We start from the raw sequence: 25506 nt of genomic DNA, 5'->3' as shown, positions 1-25506 counted from the left end.
ATGTTCTGGATTCAATATAACGGCTTTTTATAGCAACAAGAAATAGACAAATATGGATTTGTTATAGTTAAAATCAATACCATGTTGTTTAGATTGATAGAGGTCAATCAAGTGGAGTATTCTAGTTTGAAGCCTCTGTATTAAAAATGTGAACGAGTCCAAAAAACTTTTTCTTTGTTGTTTTTTATGGTGTTCACGATATGCCTCCACTTAAGCATGGAGGCAATGAATTATGAAAAATATGATCATAATGGTACTATAAGTGAAGATATTGCAGCGATTTTTAATGCCTAAACATGAGTGGTTAAAATATCAATGAATGTCGTTATTTTTTCATCACAAATGCCTTGTTTAGTGTAAATACCAACATTGCCTTTTTTTTGGGTATTGATCACCAACGTCTCCATATGTTTGGATGCCATCCAGTTGCACATTCTGTCACTATAGGGCATTACGGCATCGATTTTTTCTAATATATCTAAACTAGCAAATAACGAGTCAATATCATAAATCGTTCTTTTGTTTTCTCTCTGTTCACTATATTGCTGAGCAAGTGATGCATGTTCTGCTAGCACCGAGCGGTGACGTGCATGGTCGGGTGTGACTCGTATTATTGGATATTGAGATTGCTTGAGCAACAACTGATCCTCACTGCACTTTTTCTTTTGTAATAGAGGGTGTTGTGGGCGAACGAATATAGCTTCTTGGTCTTGTAGGAGTGGGTGGAAATTGACTTTGCATCGCTCATGCAGGCCATGAACTTCATGCCCAATAAATAGATCGATGTCGCCTTGCACTAAATGGTGAATAAGCGATAGGTTATTACCAAACTCCAAGTGTATTGAACTATGAGGAGTCTGCTTTTGGTATTGTTCGACGGTATTTTTTACAAACAATTCCCACCAGGCCTCTCCAGTTCCTAGTTTTAATTTTCCTTGGTGTCGTTGCTGCATATCGTTGAACTGGTGCAAAAGGTATTGGTGTTTCTCCTGTTGATCTTGGACATATTCTTTAAATATCTGTCCATAAGCAGTGAGCTCAACCCCCTTTGAGCGTCTAACAAAAAGCGCAACCCCCATTTCATTTTCCAGTTTTTTGATCGCTGTAGTTAATGATGGTTGGCTAATATGCAGTTTTTCAGCGGCTTGTTTGATATTACTTTCCAATGCAACCATAAGAAAATATCGATGTATTTTATCCATTGAATATGACTCTCGACTGCATTAACTCTATCACATTAGACTTTAGTCACATTTTAAGCGATTACTTTTTAGTCTGACTGAAGATTAATTCTATGCAGTGATTTTGATTATGATTATGATATAGAAAATTACTATATCATAAGCGGGGTGTTCTATTTTATCTTTGCGTTAGATCTCACTATGATGTTTAGTAGAGCATTTAATATAGAGATAAATATCATGGAACAACAATGGTGGCATAGCGCGGTGGTGTATCAAATTTATCCGCGTAGTTTTTGTGATTCGAATAATGATGGTATCGGTGATTTAAATGGCATTATTAGCAAGCTCGATTACATTGCGGACTTAGGTGTCAATGTCATTTGGTTGTCTCCTGTGTATCAATCGCCCATGGATGATAATGGTTATGATATTTCAGATTATCAGGCGATTGCCAAAGAATTTGGGGCGATGGAGGATATGCAACGCCTAATGACTGAAGCCAATAAGCGCAAGATCAAAGTGGTGATGGATTTGGTGGTTAATCATACTTCTGATGAGCACTATTGGTTTGTCGAAGCTAAAAAATCAAAAGATAACCCGTACCGAGATTACTACATTTGGCGTGATGCAAAACCCGATGGAGGTGTACCGGATGATACTGGCTCGATTTTTGGTGGCAGTGCTTGGCAGTGGGATGAAGAAACACAGCAATACTATTTCCATTTATTTTCAAAGCGCCAACCTGATCTAAATTGGGAAAATCCCAAGGTTCAGCAAGAAGTGCACAACATGATGAACTGGTGGATTGATCAAGGTATTGGTGGATTTCGATTAGATGTCATCGATTTAATTGGTAAAGAAATTGATAAAGGCATTACTGGGAATGGTCCGCGTTTGCATCCGCTGCTACAGCAAATGAATGCTTCCACATTTGGTGATAAAGATTTGCTGACCGTTGGTGAAACATGGGGGGCTACACCCGAGATAGCTAAGCTATACAGTGCGCCCAGTCGTCGTGAGTTATCTATGGTTTTTCAATTTGAGCACATCACTTTAACGTGGGAAAACGGTGACAAATGGAATCCAATCCCGTTGGATCTCAAACAGTTTAAGCAGGTGTTAACGAAGTGGCAGGTTGAGCTGGCTGATCAAGGTTGGAATTCACTATTTTGGAATAATCATGATCTTCCTCGTGCTGTGTCGAAGTACGGTGATGATAAACAATACCGAGTTGAATCTGCAAAAATGTTAGCGACAACATTACATTTTCTAAAAGGTACGCCTTATATCTACCAAGGTGAAGAAATCGGAATGACGAATGTCGCGTTTGATTCACTCGAGCAATATAAAGATATTGAAACGTTGAATTTTTACCGAGTAAAAACCGAATCCGGTGTTTCACACCAACATATGCTTGATGCTATTCATGAAAACAGCCGAGATAATGCCCGTACGCCGATGCAATGGAATGCTTCTGAACATAGTGGTTTTACACAAGGCAAGCCATGGATTGAAGTTAATCCAAACTATCCACAAATCAACGTTGATCAAGCACTGGCAGATAAACAGTCGATTTATTACCACTATAAAAAATTGATTGAGTTGAGGAAAAATCTACCTGTGATTGTGTATGGCGGTTTTACCCCAATTTGTGCTGACCACGGGCAGGTTTTTGCCTATGAGCGTGAACATCAAGGTGAGAGAATTTTGGTGGTAAATAACTTTTCTGCTACAGAATTAAGTTTAGCGCTACCAGAGCAATATTGGGCTCGTACTGTTGAATGCTTGATTACAAACTATCAAATGATCGACCGGTTAGATAAGGAAATAGTACTTAAGCCTTATCAATCATTTGCTGTTAAATTATAAGCCATTTCTCTATGGTGAACCACACTGAGCCCAAACCTCAGTGTGGTGATGAACCCCGAATGTTGCGTTTTTCCTGTCTCGACACTCTTCTATTCCCCCAAACTACAAACTATGGCGCAATTAGCGCAATTGCGCATAACACTCTGCAAAAGAGTGCGGTACTATCGTTCCGTACGTTTCTAACATTTTGATGGTGTGGCTGATTATCGCCACACTATTTGCGTAAAAAGCATCGATAACCGTCAGTTTTTCTCAAATATTGAGGAAAATGGTCGATAATGACATTAATCAATTAAATAAGATTTGAATTAAATGAGCACTATTGGGATTGCCATTGGCGCAACCGGACTATCACTCATCCTTATTTTTGTATGGATGCTGTCTCTATCGCTGCGCAAAAAGCGGCTAGAAGAAGAGCGAAAAGCAAGAGAGATCGCCTATCGTAAAGCGATTGAAAAGTCACGCGAGCAAGATAGACAAGATCGTTTATTTAAAGCAGAAACGGGCCACGTTCCGACCATTTTATATTTAGCCAAAGAGGCGGAGCGTACCAATATAAAAGAAGCTATGTATTGGTATGACAAAGCAGCAAATTACGACAACATTACCGGCATGTATGGGGTTGTGCGCATTTGTCAAAAGTTTCGTGATGATCTGATCCTCAGACAAAAAGCGAAATTTTGGCAAACCTATATTGCAGGGCTCGAAGGAAATAGCACTGCCAAATATGAAACGGGTATCGCTTTGGTTAATGGTCGAGGCGTTGAAGCCAATGTCACCAAAGGCGTCAGTTTGATTGAAGAAGCGGCAGAAGATGACTTAATTGAAGCGATCATCTTTATGGGGGATTGGTGTGTCTCTCACGATAACATTGCCCCCGCTCCTTCGGACTCTACGTTTTGGTTTTCAAAAGCAGCAAAGTTAAATAGCCCACTAGGGCAGATGAAGCTAGGGCTTAACTACCTGAAAGGGGTTGGGGTAGTAATGGATCACAACAAAGCGTGCTATTGGTTAGAGCGCGCTTCAGAGAAGGGCAATGCTGAAGCCATGTACCATGCAGGGGAAGCATGGATAGACAAAGGACCTAATGGTAACGCGATTGCGTACATTTGGCTTTTCTTATCGGCACATTTTAGTTATGAGCCAGCCAAGGTGCTTCGAGATCAAATTGGCTCACGTATTGGTGTGGATTCAGTGGTAGGGCTGCAATCTCTGGCGAAACCTTTAATGAAGAAAATCGGCGCAGGGACGGTCAGCAAGCATTCCATTATCAAAGCACTGAACAAGCTTTATAAGCGTGGTATTCATATTCCACAGAAAGGGGAACTGGCTGAGGATGACAATCTATTCAGTCACTCAGGAGAAAGTTTGTTGGATGACAATCCATCTTCTCCGGAAAATGCGAGTCCACAGAAGGATGTTCCTTTTCCATTGGACTTTTCCAGTACTTCTATCGATCGATAGAGAGTGTAAAATAAAAATCCCCAGACAAGTTGCTGGGGATTTTTTATGGGCGATTTAAGCGCCTTTATTGTGTTCGGCTTGGCAAACCGCAGCAGTAAATACTACGTCTGTTGAGCTGTTCAGTGCGGTTTCGGCAGAGTCTTGAATTACACCAATAATGAAGCCAACGGCTACTACTTGCATTGCGACATCATTGGATATTCCAAACAAGCCACACGCCAGTGGGATCAACAATAATGAACCACCTGCTACGCCTGATGCGCCACAAGCTGAAACGGCTGCGACTACACTCAGCAATAGCGCGGTCATAAGATCAACTTCAATACCAACCGTATTTACTGCCGCTAATGTTAATACCGTGATGGTGATGGCTGCGCCTGCCATATTAATGGTTGCACCTAGAGGAATAGATACAGAGTAAGTATCTTCATCCAATTTTAGCTTTTCACATAACGCCATATTGACGGGGATGTTTGCCGCACTTGAACGAGTGAAAAACGCGGTAACGCCACTTTCACGTAGGCATTGGAAAACCAACGGGTATGGGTTCTGGCGAGTTTTCACATAGACAATGATTGGGTTGACTACCAAAGCGATGACTAACATCGCGCTAAGCAATACGAAAAGAAGGTTAGCGTAACCAGCAAGTGCTTCAAAACCAGTTGTTGCAAATGTTGATGCCACTAAACCAAAAATACCAAACGGCGCAAGGCGAATGATGAAACGCACAATTTGCGAAACGCCATGACTTAAGTCTTCAAATACCGCTTTGGTTGTCGCTGATGCATGGTGAAGCGCTAAACCAAGACCAACAGCCCAAGCTAGAATGCCAATATAGTTAGCACTCATCAGCGCATTCACTGGGTTATCAACTAGTTTGAATAGCAGTGTATTTAATACTTCTGCAATACCTTGAGGGGGTGTTGTGCCTTCTGCGCCAGCAACAAGCGTTAATGTCGTTGGAAACATAAAGCTCAGTACGACAGCGGTTAGCGCAGCGGTAAAGGTGCCAACAAGGTAGAGCACTACGATTGGACGCATATAAGTGTGTTGGTTTTTCTTTTGGTTCGCGATTGACGCCGCAACTAAAATAAAAACGAGGATTGGTGCAACCGCTTTTAGTGCACCAACAAAAAGGTTACCAAGTAAGCCCGCACTTTGGGCGTAGTCTGGTGAAATGGTTGCTAATAGTCCACCGAGAACGATACCGGTGAGTATTTGCAGAACCAAATTGCCACGCGCAAAACGGGCGAAGATATTGTTGCTTTGCATAGTTATCCCTGAAATAAATCGAGTTATACCATTCCCATTTGAAGCCGCAGCGGTGTTGGCTACATTCACTTATCCCTAATGGAGATGAACTCACTCGCCGCCTACCTACAACTTCAAGTTGTTTGGGTATATCTCCTGTTTACCTGAAGGCCATGAGATGACTCTATAGCTTCAGTGTTCGTTGATATATTGAGTTATAGTGACTTCAGTGGTTTCCCCTGAAGGGAACAATATTAGCCACCCAAAATAATGTGTCTAGAATTAATTGATAATTAGCATAAATAATTAACGAATATACCTAAATGCAATCAAAAATGGATGAAATGTAAATGAAATGTAGCGATTAATTGCAAGGCAGAGGGCTTAGGGCGTGTCAGTCATTGTTGAGGTCGAGTTGCTAGGTTAGCTAGATGAAGGATGTCGGTTATCTATTGGTGAGGTGGTGAGTAATAAAAGGGATGAGTTTCCCCATCCCTTTTTCATATTAATGGTGTGCCATACCGTTCATAACTTTTTTCACTGGTACGGTAAGCATTTGTTGTTCACCGTTTGCAAAAGTGAGTGCAACATTAATTTCTTCACCTTCGGCGAGTGGTTTTTTCAGGTCAAGTAGCATGATGTGAAAGCTGCCTGGTTTGAGTTCAAGTTTGCCCTGTGCAGGTACTTTGAATTGTGGAATTTGGCGCATTTTCATCACATCGCCTTCGGTAATAACATCGTGTAATTCCACTTTGCCAGCTACATCAGTTTCGGCGGATACAATAAAGCGATCTTGGTCGCCGTTATTCATAATTTGAGCAAAAACAGCACTGGTTGTTGCTGTTGGTGCGGTAGCTCGCGCGTAAAGGTGATGAGCCATGATATCCGATTTTGCGTAAGCGAATGGACTAAGGGCTAAGGTTGCTAGCAATAGTGTATTGAGCTTCATGTTATTTTCCTTCTGATGAAGTCGTTATTGTTTTGATGGCTTCCACAATAGGCTCTGGTGAAAGCGTATGAGGGACTTTGGTGATCAGTGTTCCATCGGGTTGTAGAAAGTAGAAATAGGAGCTGTGGTCTAAGGTGTATTTGAGCTCTGAGCCTTTGAGTTCGGTCTTGCGGAAGATAACACCATAGTGATGCGCCAATGGCGTGGTTATTTCCAAGGGAGCAGATAACCCTTCAATCATCGGGTGAAAATATTGCGCGTATTGATGAGAATCATTAGCGCCATCACGCTCAGGATCCAAGGAAATAAACATCGGACGCAGTTTGGCCTTGGTATCGTCATCAATTTGGTTCAGCGCTCCAGACAACATGGCAAGTGATGTTGGGCAAACATCTGGACAACGTGTAAAGCCAAAATAAACAATACGTATTCGTGGGTCTTGCGGGTCAAAAATGGCGACGGGTTTGTTGTCTTTGCCAAATAACACCACATCAGCATTGTTTTTCGCTTCTATGCTGTCTGATGGTTGCTGTGAATCAAAATACGCTTTTAAACCTAAGCCGCAGGTAAAGGCAACGACCAAAATTAGTGACCAGTTTTTACTCATCTTTCCATCCTTATTGCAGGGAAAACTTGAGTTGAGCCATCAGATAAGTCACCAATCCAAGTCATTTGTTCAGTGGTGCATACAGGAAGTATCACCTCGGTGGTATATAACCCATTCTCATTTTTTGTTAGTACATACTTAGCGATGCCCATATCCATCTCTAACCCCTTTAACGACAGAACGAGCTTATCGCTTTGAGCCTTTGGCCAATCGACCGTTAAAGTATTGGCCACAAGTGGTTGAGAGGTGTCCTGCGCTAATGTCATCGATACCTCACCTTGTTGGCATGGTTTGCTAGACAGTTGGCAATATTGGCTGATATCTCGTTGTGTTGAATAGGAAGAGAGCCAATGTAGGATGTCACTACTGAAATAGCCTGCGAATAAAGCAAGGGCAAGGGCACAAATTTTTATTGCATTATGCATTGAGTTGAGATTCCAGGCGGTAGTAAAGCGCAAATGTTATCACAGGCGTAGCTAAGTCGTTGCTACAAATAGGGAAAGTGTGGATTCAATCAAGAATAGTAAGGTGAATTTTCCCACCTTACTTTCATCATTAACAATGGAGATTTATACGTTGTGGTGCTTTGCGTATTTCTCTAAACCAAGCACTAAGGCAACAGCGCATAGCATGAGCACAATCGCGAGTGGCCATTGCGAGGGTTGCGAGGTTATGGCCTCAAATTCAAAAGGTGATAAATTATGCTCAACTAAAGGCACTTGTTCTCCGTGGGAATTGATACGCCATGTAATGGTTTCTTTCCAGGGCCAAATTTTTGGCAATGTGCCAACCATTAGCCCGGTTAGAAAAATCAACGTTAAGTCTCTAAAGCGTTTGAGTAACCAAGACAAGATATGAGAGAAACTGAGTAAACCGAGTACACACCCCATCAGAAAAAGGGCCAATATATCGATCTGCATTGCTTTGACTGCGCCGAGTACTGGTGTGTACATACCAATTAAAAGCAAAATGAAACTGCCGGAAATGCCCGGTAAGATCATTGCGCATATTGCGATAGAGCCAGCGATAACAATGTTAATCGCGGTCGGTTCGAGTTGCATCGGGTTGAGCACTGTTATGCTGTAGGCGAAAGCGATACCGAGTAAAAACAGAACTAATCGTGAAAACTTGATCTGTTCAATCTGTTTTAAAATATGAAAAACAGAAACAATAATCAGACCGAAGAAAAATGACCAAATAGGAATGGGGTGGGTCGCGAGTAGCCACGAGATAAGTTTTGCGAGCGAAAGAATGCTCGTGAATACACCGCCAAATAATGCAATGAGGAAGAAGCCATTAATATGATTAAAAGCAGCAACAAACCCCTCTCGTTTCCATAGGCCTAGCACGCTCGGGTTAATACGGCGAATACTTTCAAGAAGCGTATCATAAACACCAGTGATAAAGGCAATAGTACCACCGGAAACACCAGGAACAACGTCTGCGGCACCCATCGCCATTCCTTTTAAAAATGTACTGAAATAATTCATTGTGTCTGCGTAATCTGGAAAATGTGGTGCGAAGTATATACTGAAATAATGGCAAAATGCTTGCGCAATACATTCCCCCATTCTGGATTTGACCTAATATCATCGATGATATTATTTTGGTAGCTTCTCATTGTTTGATTGCAACTAAATGAGTATTGTTTTGCGGCTTGTTTGCAATTTGCAATTTGCAATTTGCAAGGATGGTGCTGATTTAGGGTGATTTTATGTGATTTAACCTCAAAAAAGACCAGTTTAAAAGTTGGCATGCATCATGCATTGTTGTGGGTGACCCTTCTTAAAGCCGAGGGTCACCTAGCCAACTGACGTTGTTAGTGAATGAGTTTGTTCACACTATATATAAGCCAATCGCACTATTGCGGTTGGCTCTTTTTTTTTCTATTAGGTATGATACACAACTCTGGCTTCCCCACTGATTGCCTTTATTGGGTAATTTCAACTAGGGTTTTAGTCATCTGTCGACCTAAGCATTATAGCTTACGTGTCCGTCAACCCCATATTTAAACACCGTAACATCGTTGATTATTCAACATATTTATGAGGATGAACCGCATCGGTCAGTCGTATTTTTTTCGAATTCGTTACGTTCAAATGTCCTGAATTCGTCGCTCATTAAGGAAGATGAGTGAAGCAATAGTAAGAGGTTATATGCATCATTTAATTTCCATTGGGCCACTAGAGTCTTTCCTAATCGCTATTAGCGTGCTTTTTTTAGGCCACTTCATTAACACAAAACTGCCTATTCTGAAAAAATTCAATATTCCGGAACCCATTGTGGGTGGTTTGATTGTGGCTATAGCTATCACTTTTTTGCATTTTAATGGTTTAGATTTAGAGTTTTCTCTTCCGTTGCAGAACACATTCATGTTGATGTTCTTTAGTACTGTTGGCCTTGCAGCTAACTACACTCAGTTAATGAAAGGGGGCGCTAAGGTGTTTCTTTTTCTGGGTGTCGCTTCGTTTTATATCATTATTCAAAATGGTGTGGGTGTTTCGTTGGCAACGGCATTAGGTCTTGATCCGTTGATGGGTTTGATTGCTGGTTCTATCACCTTGTCTGGTGGGCATGGCACTGGTGCTGCGTGGGCACAAACCTTTACCGATAATTATGGAATGACCAATATTTTAGAAATAGCGATGGCTTCAGCTACGTTTGGTTTGATTATTGGTGGCATTATCGGTAGTCCTGTAGCGCAAAAATTGATCAATAAAAATGGCTTTGAGTCAGAGTACGGCCGAGGCACGAAAACACACGATAAATTCCCTGAGCTCGTTACTTACAACGAATACGAAGAAGATAAAGTGACAGCGAAGAAAGTGATTGAAGTGCTGTTTATTTTGTTGATTTGTGTCACTGGTGCTAAGTATCTAGAACAATGGGTGAGCACGTTTGATGTCAAATGGCTGATGATCCCAGATTTCGTTTACGCACTATTCATTGGTGTATTTATTACCAATATATTCGAAGTTACCAAGCTGCATAAAGTCGATGCAGAAACGGTTGATATTTTAGGTACGGTTTCTTTATCACTCTTCTTAGCCATGGCGCTGATGAGCTTGAGATTGTGGAATATCTTTGATTTAGCGATTCCATTTCTCGTGATTTTAGCGGTGCAGTCGGTAGTGCTTGGTATTTTTGCTTACTTTGTGACGTTTAAAGTGATGGGCTCAAATTATGATGCCGCCGTTATGGCTGGCGGGCACTGTGGTTTTGGCTTAGGCGCCACCCCGACCGCAGTGATGAATATGGGGTCGCTTGTTACGCGTTACGGACCTTCTCCGCAGGCTTTTATGGTTGTGCCTATCGTGGGAGCTTTCTTTATTGATATTGTTAATTTAATCATTATTCAAGGCTATATTTCCTTTGTAGGCTAGAAACAAAAAGCCCTAGCAATGTGCTAGGGCTTTTTTTGATCACATAATTCATGGCGCTATTTTAAGGTGAGTTTCGTACCATCAAATTTTAGTTGGCCGAGTAAGTTCTTCGCATTTTTCACGCCTTCTTCATCAAATTGAATCCCATAGCGAGCATAGTGCAGTGAGCGCTGTAAGTTACAAACTTTACCAACTAAGGGAGCGAAAACTTTACTGCCACGGGAGTCGGCAAAAAGCTCGATACTAATTTTGTCGCCGACTTGGAAAGTTCGTCCAAGCGGTGGTGCAACAAAACGACAGCCACTCTTAGAGAGATCACGTACTTCACAATCTGATTTATGAGTACCGACGATTGCTTTACCAACCAAATTCACATCATAACGGGCTTCTTTACGTAGCTGAGTGACTTGCATAGTGTTTGGGATCGAAAGCATCGCAAGTGGAACTGGCTCTTGCAATATATTCATTAATTGGCTACGAAAGTGGATCATTGCGCCTTCTCCTCGAGGGGAAATCGCACGTACATTGACCCAAAAACCTTCTTGGAAGAAAAAAGCCAAATCGTCGGTGGAAATTTTAGGTATTTCAATCAGAATGTAAGTGTTTGAATGGGTGCCAATAAACGGGGTTTTGCAGATGAACTTGGTGCCAACTGGTGTTGTTATGCTTAAGGTTAACTCACTGCCGTGCTCAACCATTGACAGTGCATCAGTGCTGTTGAGTGTTGACAACGTTTTATTGCGTTCCGTTGTTCTATTTGGGCTCTGTTCGTCCTTTAGCACTGCCGACTGCGAATTCATTTTTTACTCTCCATGGTGCAGTAGCTGCATTTCCATTATATTTTTTGTAATAGGTTAAATTTTAGAGTTAGATGTTAGAAGATTCAATTCTATCTATCATTAATTTATTTGAGTTAAGTATCAAATAGGAGCGAAGTATGTCTGATAAAGTGCAACATGACACTCCAAATCATCAGTATTTAGTGCATTTGGAAGGTGATTTTTTTGCCATAGTGAAATACCAACAGCAAGGTGATGTTCTGTTTATTACCTCAACACGAGTACCTGATGAGCTGCAAGGTAAAGGGTATGGCAAAATTATGATGGAAAGTGTGCTACCACAAATCGAGGCAAGTGGTTATAAAGTGAAGCCTGTTTGTAGTTACGTTGTTCATTACATAAATCGCCATGAACAATGGCAGCATTTATTGCATGACGAAGGTTAAAAAATAGCTCACCGATAAGGTGAGCTAAATGGTATCGTTAGCACTTGATGCGGGCCATATATAAAGTATTAATAAATTTTCCATTGCGAAAAGAGGCACATTTAGCTTCGCCTTCCACTTCAAAACCAAATTTTTTGTAACAGCTAATCGCCTGCTGATTGTCAGCATTAACCTCAATCTGGACTCGTTTAACATTGAGCCAGTTGTCGGCCAGATCCAAGACCGTTTCAATCAATTTACTGCCAACACCAACGCTGTGAAAATCATCATGAACTCCAATGCCAAAAGTTGCACAATGCGCAGTGCGAGGACGTTGAGAATGCTCCATACCAATATTACCAACGACACGCCCATCAATCTCAGCGACAAAGCTATAAACACCAATTGGCATATTTTCAAGGCGCTTTTGCCACATAGTGACGGATGGTTTTGGTAATTGCAGTGTTTCTCGTTGAGCTTTGGGTTGTGAGTAAATATCACACAAAGCGTGAGCGTCTCGTATTTCTGTTGGTCTGACAATAATTTCCATTCATTTATTCTCCATCTCTAGTTGCATCACCTAGAATCTATCTATAAATTCCCTAAATGAATAGTGTTTTATTATATAAGTTTTTGATTATATAAATGAATCGCTCAAAGATGATAATAATAAAGGAAGAATCATGCCCTTGCGAAAATACTCATTAAGCTCGCTATCTTTTGCATTACTGTTTACTCAACCCAGTTTGGTTATGGCTGAAATATCGGCCGCTCCTTCTCCTGTGATCCCCGTTTCTCACACATGGATGAGAGACGTCGCGATATCACCTGATGGACAGAAAATTGCCTTTACTTACGCCGGACAGATCTGGTTAGTATCGTCGCAAGGCGGTGATGCGTTTGCTTTAACCAACGGTGATACCTACAGTCAGACGCCAATTTGGTCTCCAGATAGTCAATCCATTGCTTTTACTTCTGATCGTTATGGCAAAGGTGACGTCTTCATCGTGCCTAGCGTGGGTGGTAAAGCGTTGCGTTTAACTTACCACGCTAGTCTGGATGTGCCTTATGCTTTTTCAGCCGATGGTAAGCAAGTGTATTTTCGCTCAGCTCGCTTAGGAGATAGCCAAGCTAATCTGATGGCAGGATATGGAGGAAATCAAGCGGATCAGCTTTATGCGGTATCGGCTCTAGGTGGGCGAGAGAAGCTCGTGTTACCTATTCCCGTAAGTTCACTCTCAGTCAGCGGTGATGGCCAACAGTTTTTATATACCGATTGGCCTTCTTATGAGCAAGAATGGCGTAAGCGTACAACGTCTGATGCGGCGCGAGATATTTGGCAATTTGATCTTACTACCGGCAAGCATACGCAATTAACTCACTTTGAAGGGGAGGACCGAAATGCGGTGTGGGCTGATACGCAGTCGATGTACTACCTATCTGAGCGATCTGGTTCTTTTAACGTTTGGAAAAAGGACCTACTCGATGGTGAGCCTGTTCAAATAACATATCACACAGATTTACCAACACGGTTTTTATCGGTGAGTAAACAAGGTGATTTAGCCTATGGTTTTAATGGTAAGGTTTGGGTGAAATCAGCACAGGAAACAGCACCATATCAAATAGACATTGCGATTCGTCGAGCCGATTTTTCTGATGGGCGACATTTTGTGAATTTGAATTCAGAGGCGACAGAAATAGCGGTGTCTCCAGTATCACCAGAAGTGGCGATTGTTGCACGTGGGGATATTTATGTGGTGTCAGCACTATCTGGAACGACCAAACGGATTACTGATACGCCTGCCACAGAGCGCAATATTTCGTTTTCAGATGATGGCTATCGCATTATTTATTCCTCTGAACGAAATGGCAATTGGGATATTTTCCAAAGTTATGTGAATGACACTGGCAAAAGTTTCTCTACCTCATTAGATATCCAAGAGGAGATCTTATTTGATGGGGAAGAGGATGAGTTTCAACCGCTTTTGTCTCCGAATGAAAAGCGGATGCTGTACCGTGAAGGGCGAAATAACCTGAAAGTCTATGATATCGAGCAAGATCAAACTTACACATTGCTCGATAGCCAACAGTTTTATTCCTATTTCGATGGAGACATCAGTTATTCGTGGTCGCCAGATAGTGAATATATTGTCACGCGCAACCGTACTATCGCCAATAGTGATGTTCTATTAGTTAAGGTCGATGGTAGTGAAGAGCCGATTAATTTAAGCAACAGTGGTTTTTCCGATATACAACCTAAATTTAGCGAGGACGGTCAAATTGTCTATTGGTTGAGCGATATCAACAGCTTGCGCCAAATTGATAATATGCCCGTACAGTATGATGTTTACGCCCTGTTTTTAAATCAGAAATCTCAATTTAATGCTTTTAAGAATGAAGATCAAAAATGGATGGATGAAGAGGTTGCGGCGACTCTAGGAAGCGATGTTCAGCATGCACCTGTTGATCCCACTATCGTTGAAATAAACGGCTTAAAGCATCGCAAATTTCGTATAACACCTTATTCGCTATCGCCACTTTATTTTCATTTATCACCAGATAATAAATACTTGGTTGTTGCGCACTGGTCTGGTGAAGGTGTTGAGTTCAGTGAATTCAATGTTGAAACGGGTGAGGAGGTGTCACTGTTTACTCGTAGTGCTGATGATGTTAATGCCATTGATATGACTAAAGATGGCGAAAATATCCTTATCATTGGTTCTCAAGGTATTGAGCGTTTGAATGTCGTAAATAGCGAGACCAAAGTATTTGATTACAATGCCGATGCTAACTACGACTTTAGAGCTGAAATGAACTATATGTTTGATCATGTTGTTCGTTTAACACAAAGTAAATTTTATGATGCCGATTTGCATGGTATTAACTGGCAGCGGTATGCTCAAGAATATAAGAAGCAACTAGTAGGCATCACTAATTACCAAGATTTCGCCGAACTTCTGAGTGAATTAGTTGGTGAGCTGAATGCGTCACATACCGGTGCCTTTTTCTTTGCTGAACGATCTGGCTGGGAAATTCCTGCTTCTTTAGGTTTGTATTATGATGATCATTACCGTGGTAAAGGGATTCGTGTGAAAGCGGTGCTACCAGGTGGTCCTGCTGATACATACCAAACCTTGCTTAAATCTGGATCCATTATTTATGCGGTTGATGGCAAAGAAATCTTGCCTGAGCAGGACATTTATTCGCAACTCAATTTCAAACAAGGAAAGCTGACACGCCTAACGGTTTTATCTCCAGGTGAAAAAACCGCAAAAAGCATGAATATTGTGCCAATCAGTTTGCAGCAAGAAGGTCGATTAGCGTATGAACTTTGGGTTGAACAACGTCGTCAGATGGTTGAAAGTTTGTCAAATGGCCGCTTAGGCTACGTACATATGGCGGCGATGGATGCGCAAAGCTTTGAGAAAATGCAAAACGATATGTTTGGTGTTGATAATAACAAAGAAGCACTCGTGGTTGATGTGCGTTTTAACCAGGGGGGATTTCTGGCCGATCAAATGATGATGATCTTGTCTGGTCAGCGCCATACGGTAGAGGAAACTCGTGACGGATACCAAGTTGCTTCTTACCCAACTAGACGTTGGGCTAAGCCTAGTATCATGTTAGCGGATGCAAACAGCTATTCGGAAGGATCTGTTGTGCCTCATTTTTATAAAAGTGAAGGGATAGGCCTGTTGGTCGGGGAAAGAGTTCCCGGAACAGGAACCGCTGTACTTTGGGCTCAGCAACAAGAGCCTAACTTGGTGTATGGCATTCCTCAATTAGGTTTAAAAGACGTTGATGGTCATTGGTTAGAAAATCAAGAGGTTGTGCCTGATGTTCTCGTCTATAAAGAGCCTGAATCGGTCACTAAAGGCGAGGATAAGCAGTTGAAAGTTGCAGTTGAAACCTTACTGAAACAGCTCGATGAGCAATCAACGGTTAATAATCCATAACAGTTAAGGCGAAATTCTAAGCTGTACATTAACCCCTTCCTACTTGAAGGTACAGCGGTGTTGGCTACATTCGTTTATCCCAATCGCACAGTTTATCTATGCTCATGGGATGAACTCACTGGCAACTTCAAGTGGTTTGGGTATAAACAACGTGTAATAGATCTGAAGCCCCTTTATTGGGGCTTCAATTTGTTTGGGTATGTGTTTTTAATGTCACGCTAACCAGTGCGTGATCGGTGCTGTAATGGTCTTGTTCAAAATTAGGGTTAATTAAATGTTGATCGATGACTTCGTAATGGCTGACGTAAGCTTTAGCACTGTGAACCGAGGGATTAAAATCGCTTGAAAGCAGGATATAGTCAAGTACCGAACCCATCTCCCCTGCATAATGAGTCGGCTTGCGGGGTAAGTCAGAGTGCTGGGCGTAGAGATTCCAACTGTCGTGAACTGTGAAAGCAGCCAACGCAGATTGCGTATCAGGCTGACGATATAGAGCATTTGATAGTAGACCGATAAATTCTTCGCTGGTTAGCGGTTTATTGAAATCTCCCATGATCACAAAAGGTCGAGTGTGCTGCCGCTTAGTTTCTACAACATATTGATGCAGCAAATTTGCTTCGTAACCACGTTGTACCGTGGATAACCACCGACCTAATGTCTCTTGTTGCCATCTATTAATCATACTTGGTGACTCAACCTCCCACTGAGTTGGACGCTGAGACTTAAAGTGTACGATATAGACATCAACAGCGCCGAGTTCAGGAAGTTCAATAGTAGCGTGCAGTGGGATGCGATTAAATGTGAAAGGCACAGTTTGGTTGGGTAATCTGCTTTCTACAGAGCAGACTTGTAGCAAAGGGTATTTTGAGGCGATGGCGACCACAGGGTGTGTGTAGATATAATCATCAACAATGTGCGGTGTGTCGATAGTGGCGAAATAAGGGTAGCCAATGGTGCTGACTTGGTTACGTAGCTCTTCGATGCTGAAAACCTCTTGGAACGCAATAACATCGGCATTGATGTGTTGAATTTTTTCACTAAACCATCGTTTTTTCTTTAGCCATTGTGCTTGGGTATAAATATTATCAAACTGATAAAAAGCATTTGGTGGCGTCAAATAGTTGAATAAATTAATAGTAGCGAAGCTAGTAGACATACCTATCCTTTATATTGCAGCTCAACATCAGTTTATAACGAAACGTAAACCTTGGGCAGTGCTAATCCCGTCATTGCCAAACTCGAATCAGCATGCGTATTATGTTGTTACATAAATGTAAGGAACCATCATGAATTCTAGTTCTTCTCAAGGGTGGCGTACGCCACAAAACTTCTTATTGATCATCTCGATAATTGTCCCAATAGCCTTCTCTAGCTGGATGGCATTGCTGAATAATTTTGTGGTGGAAAAAGCTAATTTTGATGGTTCCGATATTGGCCTATTACAAAGCGTACGAGAAATCCCCGGTTTTTTAGCTTTCACAGCGGTGTTTGTTTTACTCTTCATTCGAGAGCAACGTTTCATGTTGCTGTCATTGGCTATGCTAACTTTAGGCACGGCCATCACTGGTTTCTTTCCATCGTTGATAGGTTTGTTGATGACTACCTTATTAATGTCGACAGGTTTTCATTACTTTGAAACGCTTAAACAATCATTGTCGCTGCAATGGTTGAATAAGGATGAAGCACCTGAAATGCTTGGCAAGTTGATTTCGGTAGGAGCTTTGGCTTCACTCATTACTTATGGTGCACTCTGGGTAATGCTAGAGATCTTCACACTTGATTTTAAATGGGTATATACCATTACGGGAGGTATTGCTTTTTGTCTGGTTGCCTTGATCGCGTTTGCCTTCCCAGAGTTTCAAGCGCAAGTGCCGCAAAATAAAAAATTGGTACTGCGTAAGCGCTATTGGCTCTACTACGCATTAACCTTTATGAGCGGTGCCCGTCGACAAATTTTCACCGTGTTCGCGGGTTTCTTAATGGTTGAAAAGTTTGGCTATTCAGCAGCCGATATTACGTTATTGTTTTTGATTAACTATTTGTTTAACTTTTTGTTTGCAAAGCGAATTGGAAAATTTATTGGCGTTGTCGGTGAACGCAAAGCATTACTGTTCGAATATGGCGGTTTAATCTGCGTCTTTATTGGTTATGGTTTAGTGCAAAATGCACATTGGGCTGCGGCACTGTACGTGATTGACCATCTTTTCTTTGCCTTAGCCCTCGCCATTAAAACTTATTTCCAAAAAATTGCTGATCCTGCCGATATGGCATCCACCGCAGGGGTTTCGTTTACTATTAACCATATTGCTGCCGTCGTTATTCCTGCAACATTTGGCCTTATATGGCTCGTTTCCCCTGCTAGTGTTTTTTATATTGGTGCGGCTATGGCAGCAGTTTCACTGATTTTATCACTCAATATCCCAATTAAGCCGGAAGAGGGCAATGAAGTTCGGATTTTACGTTGGAGTGATAGATAGCCACAGTGCAGACAGAATAAAGTAAAAGGCAATAAAAAGGGTCGATATCGACCCTTTTTGATGTTTGCAAGGATGGTTAGTGATCCAGATACAAAAAGTTTTGCCAACTCTTCATTCGAATCAAAACCTTACGCATAATGGAAACGTGGGTGAAGCTGTCTGAATATACGGCAGCTTCGAAAGCAGTACCCAACGGTAGATTATATTCGCTTAGGTCATCGTTTATTTTTAGGGTGACGAGAACACGTCCATTAGTTCGTAGAGCATCTGTGCCTAGCAATGCGCCACGCGCCTGAATTTGGCTTTCGCCAATCGCAGGGAGTACGTCAACTACTTCGCCTTTGAATACTTTTCCTGGGAGTGCACGGAACAAAAACTCGGCTTCAAACCCTGATTTTAGGCGTTGCAATGAATTTTGTCTAAATGCGGCGGTGTAGATTTTTTCCTCGCTGTGCACAAAGGTCATAACCGGTGCCAATGGTAGTGGTGTCGCCATTACACCGGGACGAAGCGCTAATTGAGTAACGTAGCCGTTGGTTGGTGCACGTACAACGGTTTGTTCTAAGTCGAATTGTGCTTGTCGTAATTGAGCAATTAAGCGCGCTACGGCTGTATTCTCGCCACCAATTTCAGAGTCTAAGGCAATAGCAGCCTGTTCCACACGGGCTTGAGCAACATCGACAGCGGCTTCAGCGGCTTTATAGGCTTGGCGACGAGTGTCTAAATCTTGTTCGGTGAAAGCACCTTTGTCGTACCCTCGTTGATAGCGCGAGTATTCACGCTTGGCTTTGTCTCGATCAGCAATTGCTTGAGCTTTTGACGCTTCTGCTTCGATAACGTCTGATTCTAAACCGAGTGCACTTTGGCTCGCTTCTTTGATTTGAGCTTCAACTTTTGCTACTTCTGCTTCAAAAGGGATGGGATCAATTTTAAATAATACATCCCCTTTTAAGACGGGCGTGTTCGGTTGAACGGGAACTTCAATCACCTTGCCTCTCACACCTGAAACGACAGGCGTAGTCGAGAATACTTGATTACCCATTTGTGTGAAGGGATGGTTGTAGTTCATGAGCAAAATAAGAGTGCCAATCAGCACAACACCGCCAAGAACCGCTGTCGGTACCGTCCATTTATTCAATGGAATTTTGAAAACTTTAAAAATGGTGATACATAAAGCGGCGTAGGTCATTATCAGAAGTAAATCCATTATTTAGTCTCCTGATCTTGTGTTTGGTTTAGATTTTGCTGTGCTTTTAGCGTATTAACTTCTTCATTTAACTTGCTGATTTGGTTTATTAATTCATCGACACGGTGATGTATGTCGTGTTGCTCTTCTTGCAGTTTAGCAAACCCCCAACCTCGGTCCTTACGCCATAAAGTGGCCCAAATCCAAAGAAATGGCCAAATGGTGTGTAAGGTAAATAAACTAACCCAGCCTGAAACATGGATAGCGTCTTGATGTGGATGGTCGCGTTCTTTAGCGATTTCATAGGGGATATCATGAATCACTATAATTCCGTAAAAAATCACTAAGGCGACAAAGACGAGCAAGCCGAGGGCAAAATAGTCTAAAAACATAAGATTTCCTTGAATTTAAATAAGTTCATTCCATGAATGGTCAGATGAAATTTACTTTAGTATAAACAAATATTTGAACCTGTATACAGATAGCTATTCTGTACATACTTGATTACGTCCATTTGCTTTGGCACGGTATAAGGCCTTGTCTGCACGGTAGAAAGTGCGCTGCGTATTTTCCCCTTCACGATGTAACGTAATACCAATACTGACCGTTAAGCCCCGTTCACCCAAAATATCATGCCAACCAAATTGATATATCCGCTCTCGGTAATTTTCTGCGTGCATTTCGGCTTGATCGAGCGACGTATCTTCTAAAATAACAAGAAATTCCTCGCCACCAAAACGTACACAGGATGACCCTCTGAATTTGAAGTAACTTTTTAATTCATGTGACACACTGACAATCGCTTTATCACCCACTAAGTGACTCAGTTCATCATTGATTGATTTAAAGTGGTCAATATCAATCACAAGAAAAGCGAACGATTTTTCATGCAGTAACAGGTCTTTCAATTTTACGTCTAACCAGCGACGGTTGTGCAAGCCAGTGAGAGGATCAGTAAAGACATCTTGCTGTAGTTGTGCCACTGTATTTTTTTGGCTTTCTGTTGTTTCCTTCAATTCTCGGTTTTCGATTTCGGATAGAATCAGTTTTAGTTGAAGTTCAAAGCGCGATAAACGGCGTAGCTGGTTCGCTCCGAGCTCACCTATGGGGATGTTCTTCATAAGATCAGTTTCGATGCGAAAGCTTTTTTTCTCGTATGAAAGGGCGGCTTGATAAAGCCCTTGATGTTCGCAAATGGCGCTAAATGCTTGGTATAACTGTTTTGCTATCACGGGTGAAGTATGACGTTGTAAACGTTTGTCAGTGCTTGCTAATAGCATATTAGCAATGTGAGATTTGCCAATTCTCGCCAAGCAATTTGCCGTCTCAATTCGGATCATATTTGACAACCAAATTGAATTGACGTTGCCTGCGCTGTATTGCACACTCGCCAGCGTCATTAGGGCTTTATCGACTTGATTTTGGTGAAGATACAACTTCGCTTGGTACAACAATATTTGACCTGTGAGAATCTTATCGCTGACTAGAATGCTGAGCTCTTCACACTCTTTTATCAGATCGTTAGCGGCTGAAAGCCGGTTTAGGTTGATGTAACACGCCAACATATAGAGTTTATAGCGAAGCCTTAAGGAACGGCTAGAAATGGCGTGATCAATACTGTCGACTTTTTGATAATAACGTAGTGCGCGGCTATGTTCACCATAAGCATCACAAAGGTTGCCCATCCCAAGTATTGCCATAACATATTCATCGATGTAACCGTTATCGACAGCAATATTCGATGATGATACATACTCAGTGAGAGCTGCGGTATAGTTACCACTGTCGACTAAACGTTCACTTAAACTGTTTTTAACCGATAAAATAATATGCGCATCTTTAGGTAGTTCAAGTAACTCAAGGGCTTTTTTTAGCTCTTCAATACTTGCCATGGGTTGGTGTAGTTCGGCGCGATAGTCGGCACTGATAATATAGCTTAAGGCTTTTTCTTTTGGCGTGGTGGCAACGTGTTGACGTACATGATTCCAGAAAATAATGGCCTCTTCTCCGGATACAGATGTTGCATCTAAGCCAGTATCTTGAATTTTATTGAGTAGTTCTTCCATGTGACCATTCCTGAGGTTGGCTTTCTTCGAGTTGTTCTAGTGTGAATGGGAAACTCAATATGTCTTGGAACATCACTTTAGGCAGTGGGCCGGTTAATCCTTTTCTCATCCAAGGATAAATTTCTATCATTTTGGCAAGTACATGAAAAACATTGAGTGCTGTGTCGCCTTTGTCAGCGAGTAATAAACCTAACCGTTCACTGCTCAAGCGTGACACCAAGTCTTTCTTGTTACACAGCGAATGAGCAATTTCAGTACAAACATCAAGATACAGTGGGTCATTATGCACTATCACGATAATGGAATGGTTGGAATGTTTCAGCTCAGTTTTAAATAACATCAACTGTTCCCACCAATATGTTTCTGAAACTACGTTTGATAGGTGTTTTTCGGGGTCGTATTCATGTTGACCGCGAATACGATTAATGAGTTTGCGCGCTCGCTGTTCGAGTTGCCGTTTGGAGGCTCTGGCTTTGTCCAAACCAACCCGTGAGGTTTGCTCGCGTAGCATGTCAATAGAGAAGTGGCGATACTTTTTAAACGCGGCCAGTGAGGCTTTAAAATCACCACGTTGTTCTGCAACTAAAGATTGTTGGTAGCATATTTGTGAAAGCAATTCACCGTGATCAAAAGAAGAGGCTGACACTTCGGCTTGGATAAGAAGTTCTGTGGCTTGCTCGGGGTTTTTCCTAAGCAGTTCAAGGCGTGCTCTGCTGATAAACGAGTGAGCTTTCATCCACACCAGATTATGTTGTACGGCCAGTTCGTGCGCCTTGTAGGTGGCGTTTTCAGCATCTTCAATTCGCTCAAGACCAAGCATCGCTAGTCCACGAAAATCCCAGACTTCTGCTTGCCATGTTTTGTTCGAATTCCCTTTTAGAACTTCTTCGGCGCCATCAAGCACCGTTAACATATCAACATATTGGTTGAGTAAGTAGAGATCCCAAGCCCATAAAATTCGCGCTTTACCCTCAAGCCAGCCAATGCGCGCATTGTTCGCCACTTTTACGGCTAATTCATGAGTTGAACAGGCAAGCTTATATTCATTGGTGATGCGCCAGACATTACCCAGCCCAATCAAGCACTCAATTTGGATCTCAATTTCATCCACTAACGCTGATTGTTCTAGAGCGTTAATCCAATATTGTTGAGCGGTGTAGTACTTAGCTTGCCCCCATAAATTGAGGGCGTGAAGGTGAAGAATTTCAGGCAGGTGGTCATCAGTATCAAGGCTATTCTGCCTAACCAGCGCTTCTTTGATGTACTTTAAACCATTGCGATAGTCCATGGCATTCCAAGCGCAACGTGACATCACGATAAGAGATTGGATAACGCCTTCGGGAAAAATGATCTGTTGAGCACGCAATAAACATTGCTCCGCAACAATCAATACCTTCTCAGGCTCAGCTTCAATGCGGGCTTTAAGCTGTTCTAATTCTATCTCGAGAAGATACTGACTCTTATCCAAACTGGCTGATCCTTAAGAGTAAAAAGCTTTAATCACAGTTTCATTATATGAAGCTGTCACCAAATCGCACTATTTACTTATCGCAAATCTGTTACTTTAGCTACCGGCTCAGCAATAATTGGTGCTACTTCACAGTCTGTGATGGACAAATTTATGATAGCAGCTCTTTTAATGTGAGTGGATGTTTAGTCAGCCCCAGATTCTGTGCGGCAGTAAATCCATGTTTATCTTGGTAGCACAGATTGTGCCAAGCTCGGAATATATCCAGCATGGGTTGTAAGCCTCCCGGGCGAAGTTTACGCCTAGGCTCATTGATAAAGGTTTCGAACAGCAATTGGAATCGTTGCTGATAAAATTCAGTTTGTTTAATGGAAGCCTTAGATAGCCAAGCTTCTGGCTCGGGGGTGTCTCCGGCCAAATAGCAGACGCCTTTGGAGGCTGATGATTGATTGGTTATTGCCCAGCGGTCTCGCCACCACCCCATATGCACAATATCGATTTTGCCAAAGGGTATCCCATTCTGCCATTGGTGATCTTCTTCAACATACATTAAGTCAACATTTTGACGCTTTATTCTCGACAGACAAACACTCAATGCCGCAGATCGCAACACAGGATCTTGAGGCATATAAATAGATACGCGTTTATCTATGGCACACATGTCTAAAATGTGCAGAAAATGAGCATATGAAGTGTAGGGAGGGCGGATCAGTGCTCCTTTGGATGGATAGTTAAACACTGTCAAGTTTCCCATAGGGTCTTCGACATTGCCGCGCGCTAAAATAGTTTGATATTTTTGATCAATACGTTCTCGCAATAGTGGAGAAGGTTGCGGCGTCGGTATGTTAGCTTCAGATGAGTGCTCTCGAGATACAAACCGAGCTGGGTATTCATAAGGGTTGTGATCAAGCGAGCCCTTGGGCTCTTCTTTCGCTGAATAATTGACATGTTGGCAAAGGATATAACCGGAGTTTGCCTCGCCAGTGGCAAACCATAGCACCCCATTATTGCTGTTCGGTTGCAACGGGATGTAGTGAGATGCTAGCTCATAGTGGGTTGCATGGTTAACCCAGCGCGCATCGATCATCGCCAGTTTTCGACGACAACGGCTCGCAATGTGATCAACATGGTCGTAGAAGGTTTTGGGGTTAATAGCCAGCTTGCGGCAGATTTCACGAACCGAATAGCTCATGAAAAGTAAACCGAGTAGTGTCTCTTGGAAAGCCAGTTTTTTATTGGCTCCTGACCATTTATCGACGAAGGTTGAATGACACTCTTTGCAACGATAACGTTGGCGGTCACCACTGTAGCCAAAGGCATGGTAGAGATGTTTATGGGTATGAACTGATAGGCCTGTATTGACACAGTCAGGGTTACGGCAGGCAGGCAAACCATCGCTATGAAGTTGTCTTAAACGGTGTAACTCATTTAACACTTCACGATTGTTAAGTAAGGGGGGGAAAGCTCCACATTCACGACAAACCATCGTTGGACGTTTCGGGTTCACGTGTTGCAGGACATACCGTTCTGCTGCGCTCAAGCCAAAGTTGTCACACGCCAATGTTTTACAAAAGTTGAGTTGTAAACCATCTGCGTCCTTGGGTAGTTGGTCGTTAGACACGATCGCCCCCTCGGGGTAATTTAGGGCTGCCAAGTTGTCTTGGCAGCACAATACTGCAAATTAAATTAGATATTGATGGCGGTCTCTAGAGCGACTTTCATCATATCGTTGAATGAAGTTTGACGATCTTCTGAGCTTAATTTTTCACCACGAATGATGTGGTCAGAAACCGTTAGAATGGTCAGTGCCTTTGCACCAAGATCAGCGGCTACGCCATAGATACCAGCTGCTTCCATATCAACGCCCAAAATGCCAAGTTTGTTCATTTTCTCGAACAAATCACCTTCAGGTGTGTAGAACAAATCAGCAGAGAATACGTTGCCAACTTTGACTGGAACCTTTTGCTCACGTGCTTGGTTTACTGCTGCTTCAAGAAGGCCATAGTCAGCAATCGCTGCAAAATCGTGGTTATTGAAACGGATACGGTTTACTTTTGAATCGGTAGAAGCACCCATGCCAATCACGATGTCCATTAGGTTGACGTCATCACGAACCGCGCCACAGCTACCAACACGAATAATGTTTTTTACACCATATTCAGAGATAAGCTCATGAACGTAAATAGAGCATGATGGAATACCCATACCATGGCCCATTACTGATACTTTTTTACCTTTATAAGTTCCTGTGTAACCAAACATATTACGTACATCACAGACTTGTTTAGCGTCATCTAGAAATGTTTCAGCGATGTATTTTGCACGTAGTGGATCGCCCGGCATTAGGACTGTTTCAGCGAAATCACCAGCTTGTGCATTAATGTGTGGGGTTGCCATAGTTATTACTCCAAGGTTTCTGAGTTAGTGCTCATCAGTGGTAAT

21 protein-coding genes are annotated in these 25506 nt (G+C 42.2%); 6 read left to right on the top strand and 15 right to left on the bottom strand.

Features of this window, described 5'->3' with window-relative positions; genetic code table 11:
* Positions 1-290 precede the first annotated feature (290 nt).
* On the bottom strand, positions 291-1202 hold the full coding sequence (locus tag EYW48_RS05700; protein WP_176245771.1) for a LysR family transcriptional regulator: 912 nt from the start codon (positions 1200-1202) through the stop codon (positions 291-293).
* 219 nt (positions 1203-1421) lie between these two features.
* Between EYW48_RS05700 and EYW48_RS05695 the strand changes: the two genes are divergently transcribed.
* Complete coding sequence (locus EYW48_RS05695) at positions 1422-3053, top strand: alpha-glucosidase (RefSeq protein ID WP_176245770.1); 1632 nt, start codon at positions 1422-1424, stop codon at positions 3051-3053.
* Positions 3054-3365: 312 nt separating this feature from the next.
* Positions 3366-4517, top strand: a complete 1152-nt coding sequence (locus EYW48_RS05690; protein ID WP_277431985.1) for a tetratricopeptide repeat protein — start codon at positions 3366-3368, stop codon at positions 4515-4517.
* Positions 4518-4571: 54 nt separating this feature from the next.
* On the opposite strand, the gene sstT is transcribed toward EYW48_RS05690, so the two are convergent.
* From sstT to EYW48_RS05665, 5 genes are all read right to left on the bottom strand, one after another.
* A complete protein-coding gene (gene sstT / locus EYW48_RS05685; protein WP_168524336.1) occupies positions 4572-5789 on the bottom strand; it encodes a serine/threonine transporter SstT in 1218 nt (405 codons plus the stop codon).
* 484 nt (positions 5790-6273) lie between these two features.
* Positions 6274-6717, bottom strand: a complete 444-nt coding sequence (locus tag EYW48_RS05680) for a copper chaperone PCu(A)C (RefSeq protein WP_171980058.1) — start codon at positions 6715-6717, stop codon at positions 6274-6276.
* Position 6718: 1 nt separating this feature from the next.
* Complete coding sequence (locus EYW48_RS05675) at positions 6719-7324, bottom strand: SCO family protein (protein WP_171980057.1); 606 nt, start codon at positions 7322-7324, stop codon at positions 6719-6721.
* Positions 7321-7749, bottom strand: coding sequence for a hypothetical protein (locus EYW48_RS05670; protein WP_168524333.1), 429 nt, complete (start codon positions 7747-7749; stop codon positions 7321-7323). Before EYW48_RS05670 ends, EYW48_RS05675 begins: the two co-directional genes overlap by 4 nt.
* Positions 7750-7893: 144 nt before the next feature.
* Positions 7894-8814 (bottom strand): DUF368 domain-containing protein, encoded by a 921-nt coding sequence (locus EYW48_RS05665; RefSeq protein ID WP_277431984.1) that lies wholly within the window; start codon positions 8812-8814, stop codon positions 7894-7896.
* A gap of 666 nt (positions 8815-9480) precedes the next feature.
* On the opposite strand from EYW48_RS05665, the gene gltS reads away from it, so the two are divergent.
* A complete protein-coding gene (gene gltS, locus EYW48_RS05660) occupies positions 9481-10707 on the top strand; it encodes a sodium/glutamate symporter (RefSeq protein ID WP_171980056.1) in 1227 nt (408 codons plus the stop codon).
* A gap of 56 nt (positions 10708-10763) precedes the next feature.
* On the opposite strand, the gene EYW48_RS05655 is transcribed toward gltS, so the two are convergent.
* Complete coding sequence (locus EYW48_RS05655) at positions 10764-11507, bottom strand: flagellar brake protein (protein ID WP_171980055.1); 744 nt, start codon at positions 11505-11507, stop codon at positions 10764-10766.
* 137 nt (positions 11508-11644) lie between these two features.
* On the opposite strand from EYW48_RS05655, the gene EYW48_RS05650 reads away from it, so the two are divergent.
* The gene (locus EYW48_RS05650; RefSeq protein ID WP_176313725.1) at positions 11645-11932 is read left to right on the top strand and encodes a GNAT family N-acetyltransferase; all 288 of its coding nucleotides are present in this window, start codon (positions 11645-11647) and stop codon (positions 11930-11932) included.
* Between the two features lie 37 nt (positions 11933-11969).
* Here the strand turns inward: EYW48_RS05650 and EYW48_RS05645 are convergent, their stop codons facing one another.
* A complete protein-coding gene (locus EYW48_RS05645; RefSeq protein ID WP_171980053.1) occupies positions 11970-12461 on the bottom strand; it encodes a GNAT family N-acetyltransferase in 492 nt (163 codons plus the stop codon).
* Positions 12462-12594: 133 nt separating this feature from the next.
* Between EYW48_RS05645 and EYW48_RS05640 the strand changes: the two genes are divergently transcribed.
* A complete protein-coding gene (locus tag EYW48_RS05640) occupies positions 12595-15867 on the top strand; it encodes a S41 family peptidase (protein WP_171980052.1) in 3273 nt (1090 codons plus the stop codon).
* 184 nt (positions 15868-16051) lie between these two features.
* On the opposite strand, the gene EYW48_RS05635 is transcribed toward EYW48_RS05640, so the two are convergent.
* The gene (locus EYW48_RS05635; protein ID WP_053311645.1) at positions 16052-17023 is read right to left on the bottom strand and encodes an endonuclease/exonuclease/phosphatase family protein; all 972 of its coding nucleotides are present in this window, start codon (positions 17021-17023) and stop codon (positions 16052-16054) included.
* 130 nt (positions 17024-17153) lie between these two features.
* On the opposite strand from EYW48_RS05635, the gene EYW48_RS05630 reads away from it, so the two are divergent.
* Positions 17154-18344 (top strand): MFS transporter, encoded by a 1191-nt coding sequence (locus tag EYW48_RS05630; protein ID WP_053311646.1) that lies wholly within the window; start codon positions 17154-17156, stop codon positions 18342-18344.
* Positions 18345-18420: 76 nt separating this feature from the next.
* On the opposite strand, the gene EYW48_RS05625 is transcribed toward EYW48_RS05630, so the two are convergent.
* The 6 genes from EYW48_RS05625 to deoD form a co-directional block, all read right to left on the bottom strand.
* Positions 18421-19551 (bottom strand): HlyD family secretion protein, encoded by a 1131-nt coding sequence (locus EYW48_RS05625; RefSeq protein ID WP_176312477.1) that lies wholly within the window; start codon positions 19549-19551, stop codon positions 18421-18423.
* A complete protein-coding gene (locus tag EYW48_RS05620) occupies positions 19551-19922 on the bottom strand; it encodes a DUF3302 domain-containing protein (protein WP_171980049.1) in 372 nt (123 codons plus the stop codon). Before EYW48_RS05620 ends, EYW48_RS05625 begins: the two co-directional genes overlap by 1 nt.
* Before the next feature lie 93 nt (positions 19923-20015).
* Positions 20016-21596: a diguanylate cyclase gene (locus EYW48_RS05615; protein WP_277431983.1), complete on the bottom strand. Its 1581-nt coding sequence runs from the start codon at positions 21594-21596 to the stop codon at positions 20016-20018.
* Positions 21577-23064: a hypothetical protein gene (locus EYW48_RS05610; RefSeq protein WP_053311650.1), complete on the bottom strand. Its 1488-nt coding sequence runs from the start codon at positions 23062-23064 to the stop codon at positions 21577-21579. Before EYW48_RS05610 ends, EYW48_RS05615 begins: the two co-directional genes overlap by 20 nt.
* Positions 23065-23215: 151 nt before the next feature.
* Positions 23216-24685: a lactate dehydrogenase gene (locus EYW48_RS05605; protein WP_277431982.1), complete on the bottom strand. Its 1470-nt coding sequence runs from the start codon at positions 24683-24685 to the stop codon at positions 23216-23218.
* Between the two features lie 65 nt (positions 24686-24750).
* Positions 24751-25461, bottom strand: coding sequence for a purine-nucleoside phosphorylase (gene deoD, locus EYW48_RS05600; RefSeq protein WP_053311652.1), 711 nt, complete (start codon positions 25459-25461; stop codon positions 24751-24753).
* Positions 25462-25506 lie beyond the last annotated feature (45 nt).

This window comes from Vibrio sp. 1180_3, from assembly GCF_029478545.1.
GTDB lineage: Bacteria > Pseudomonadota > Gammaproteobacteria > Enterobacterales > Vibrionaceae > Vibrio > Vibrio aestuarianus.
Note: the sequence above shows the minus strand (reverse complement) of the source record. Positions and strands in the feature narration are given on the sequence as shown.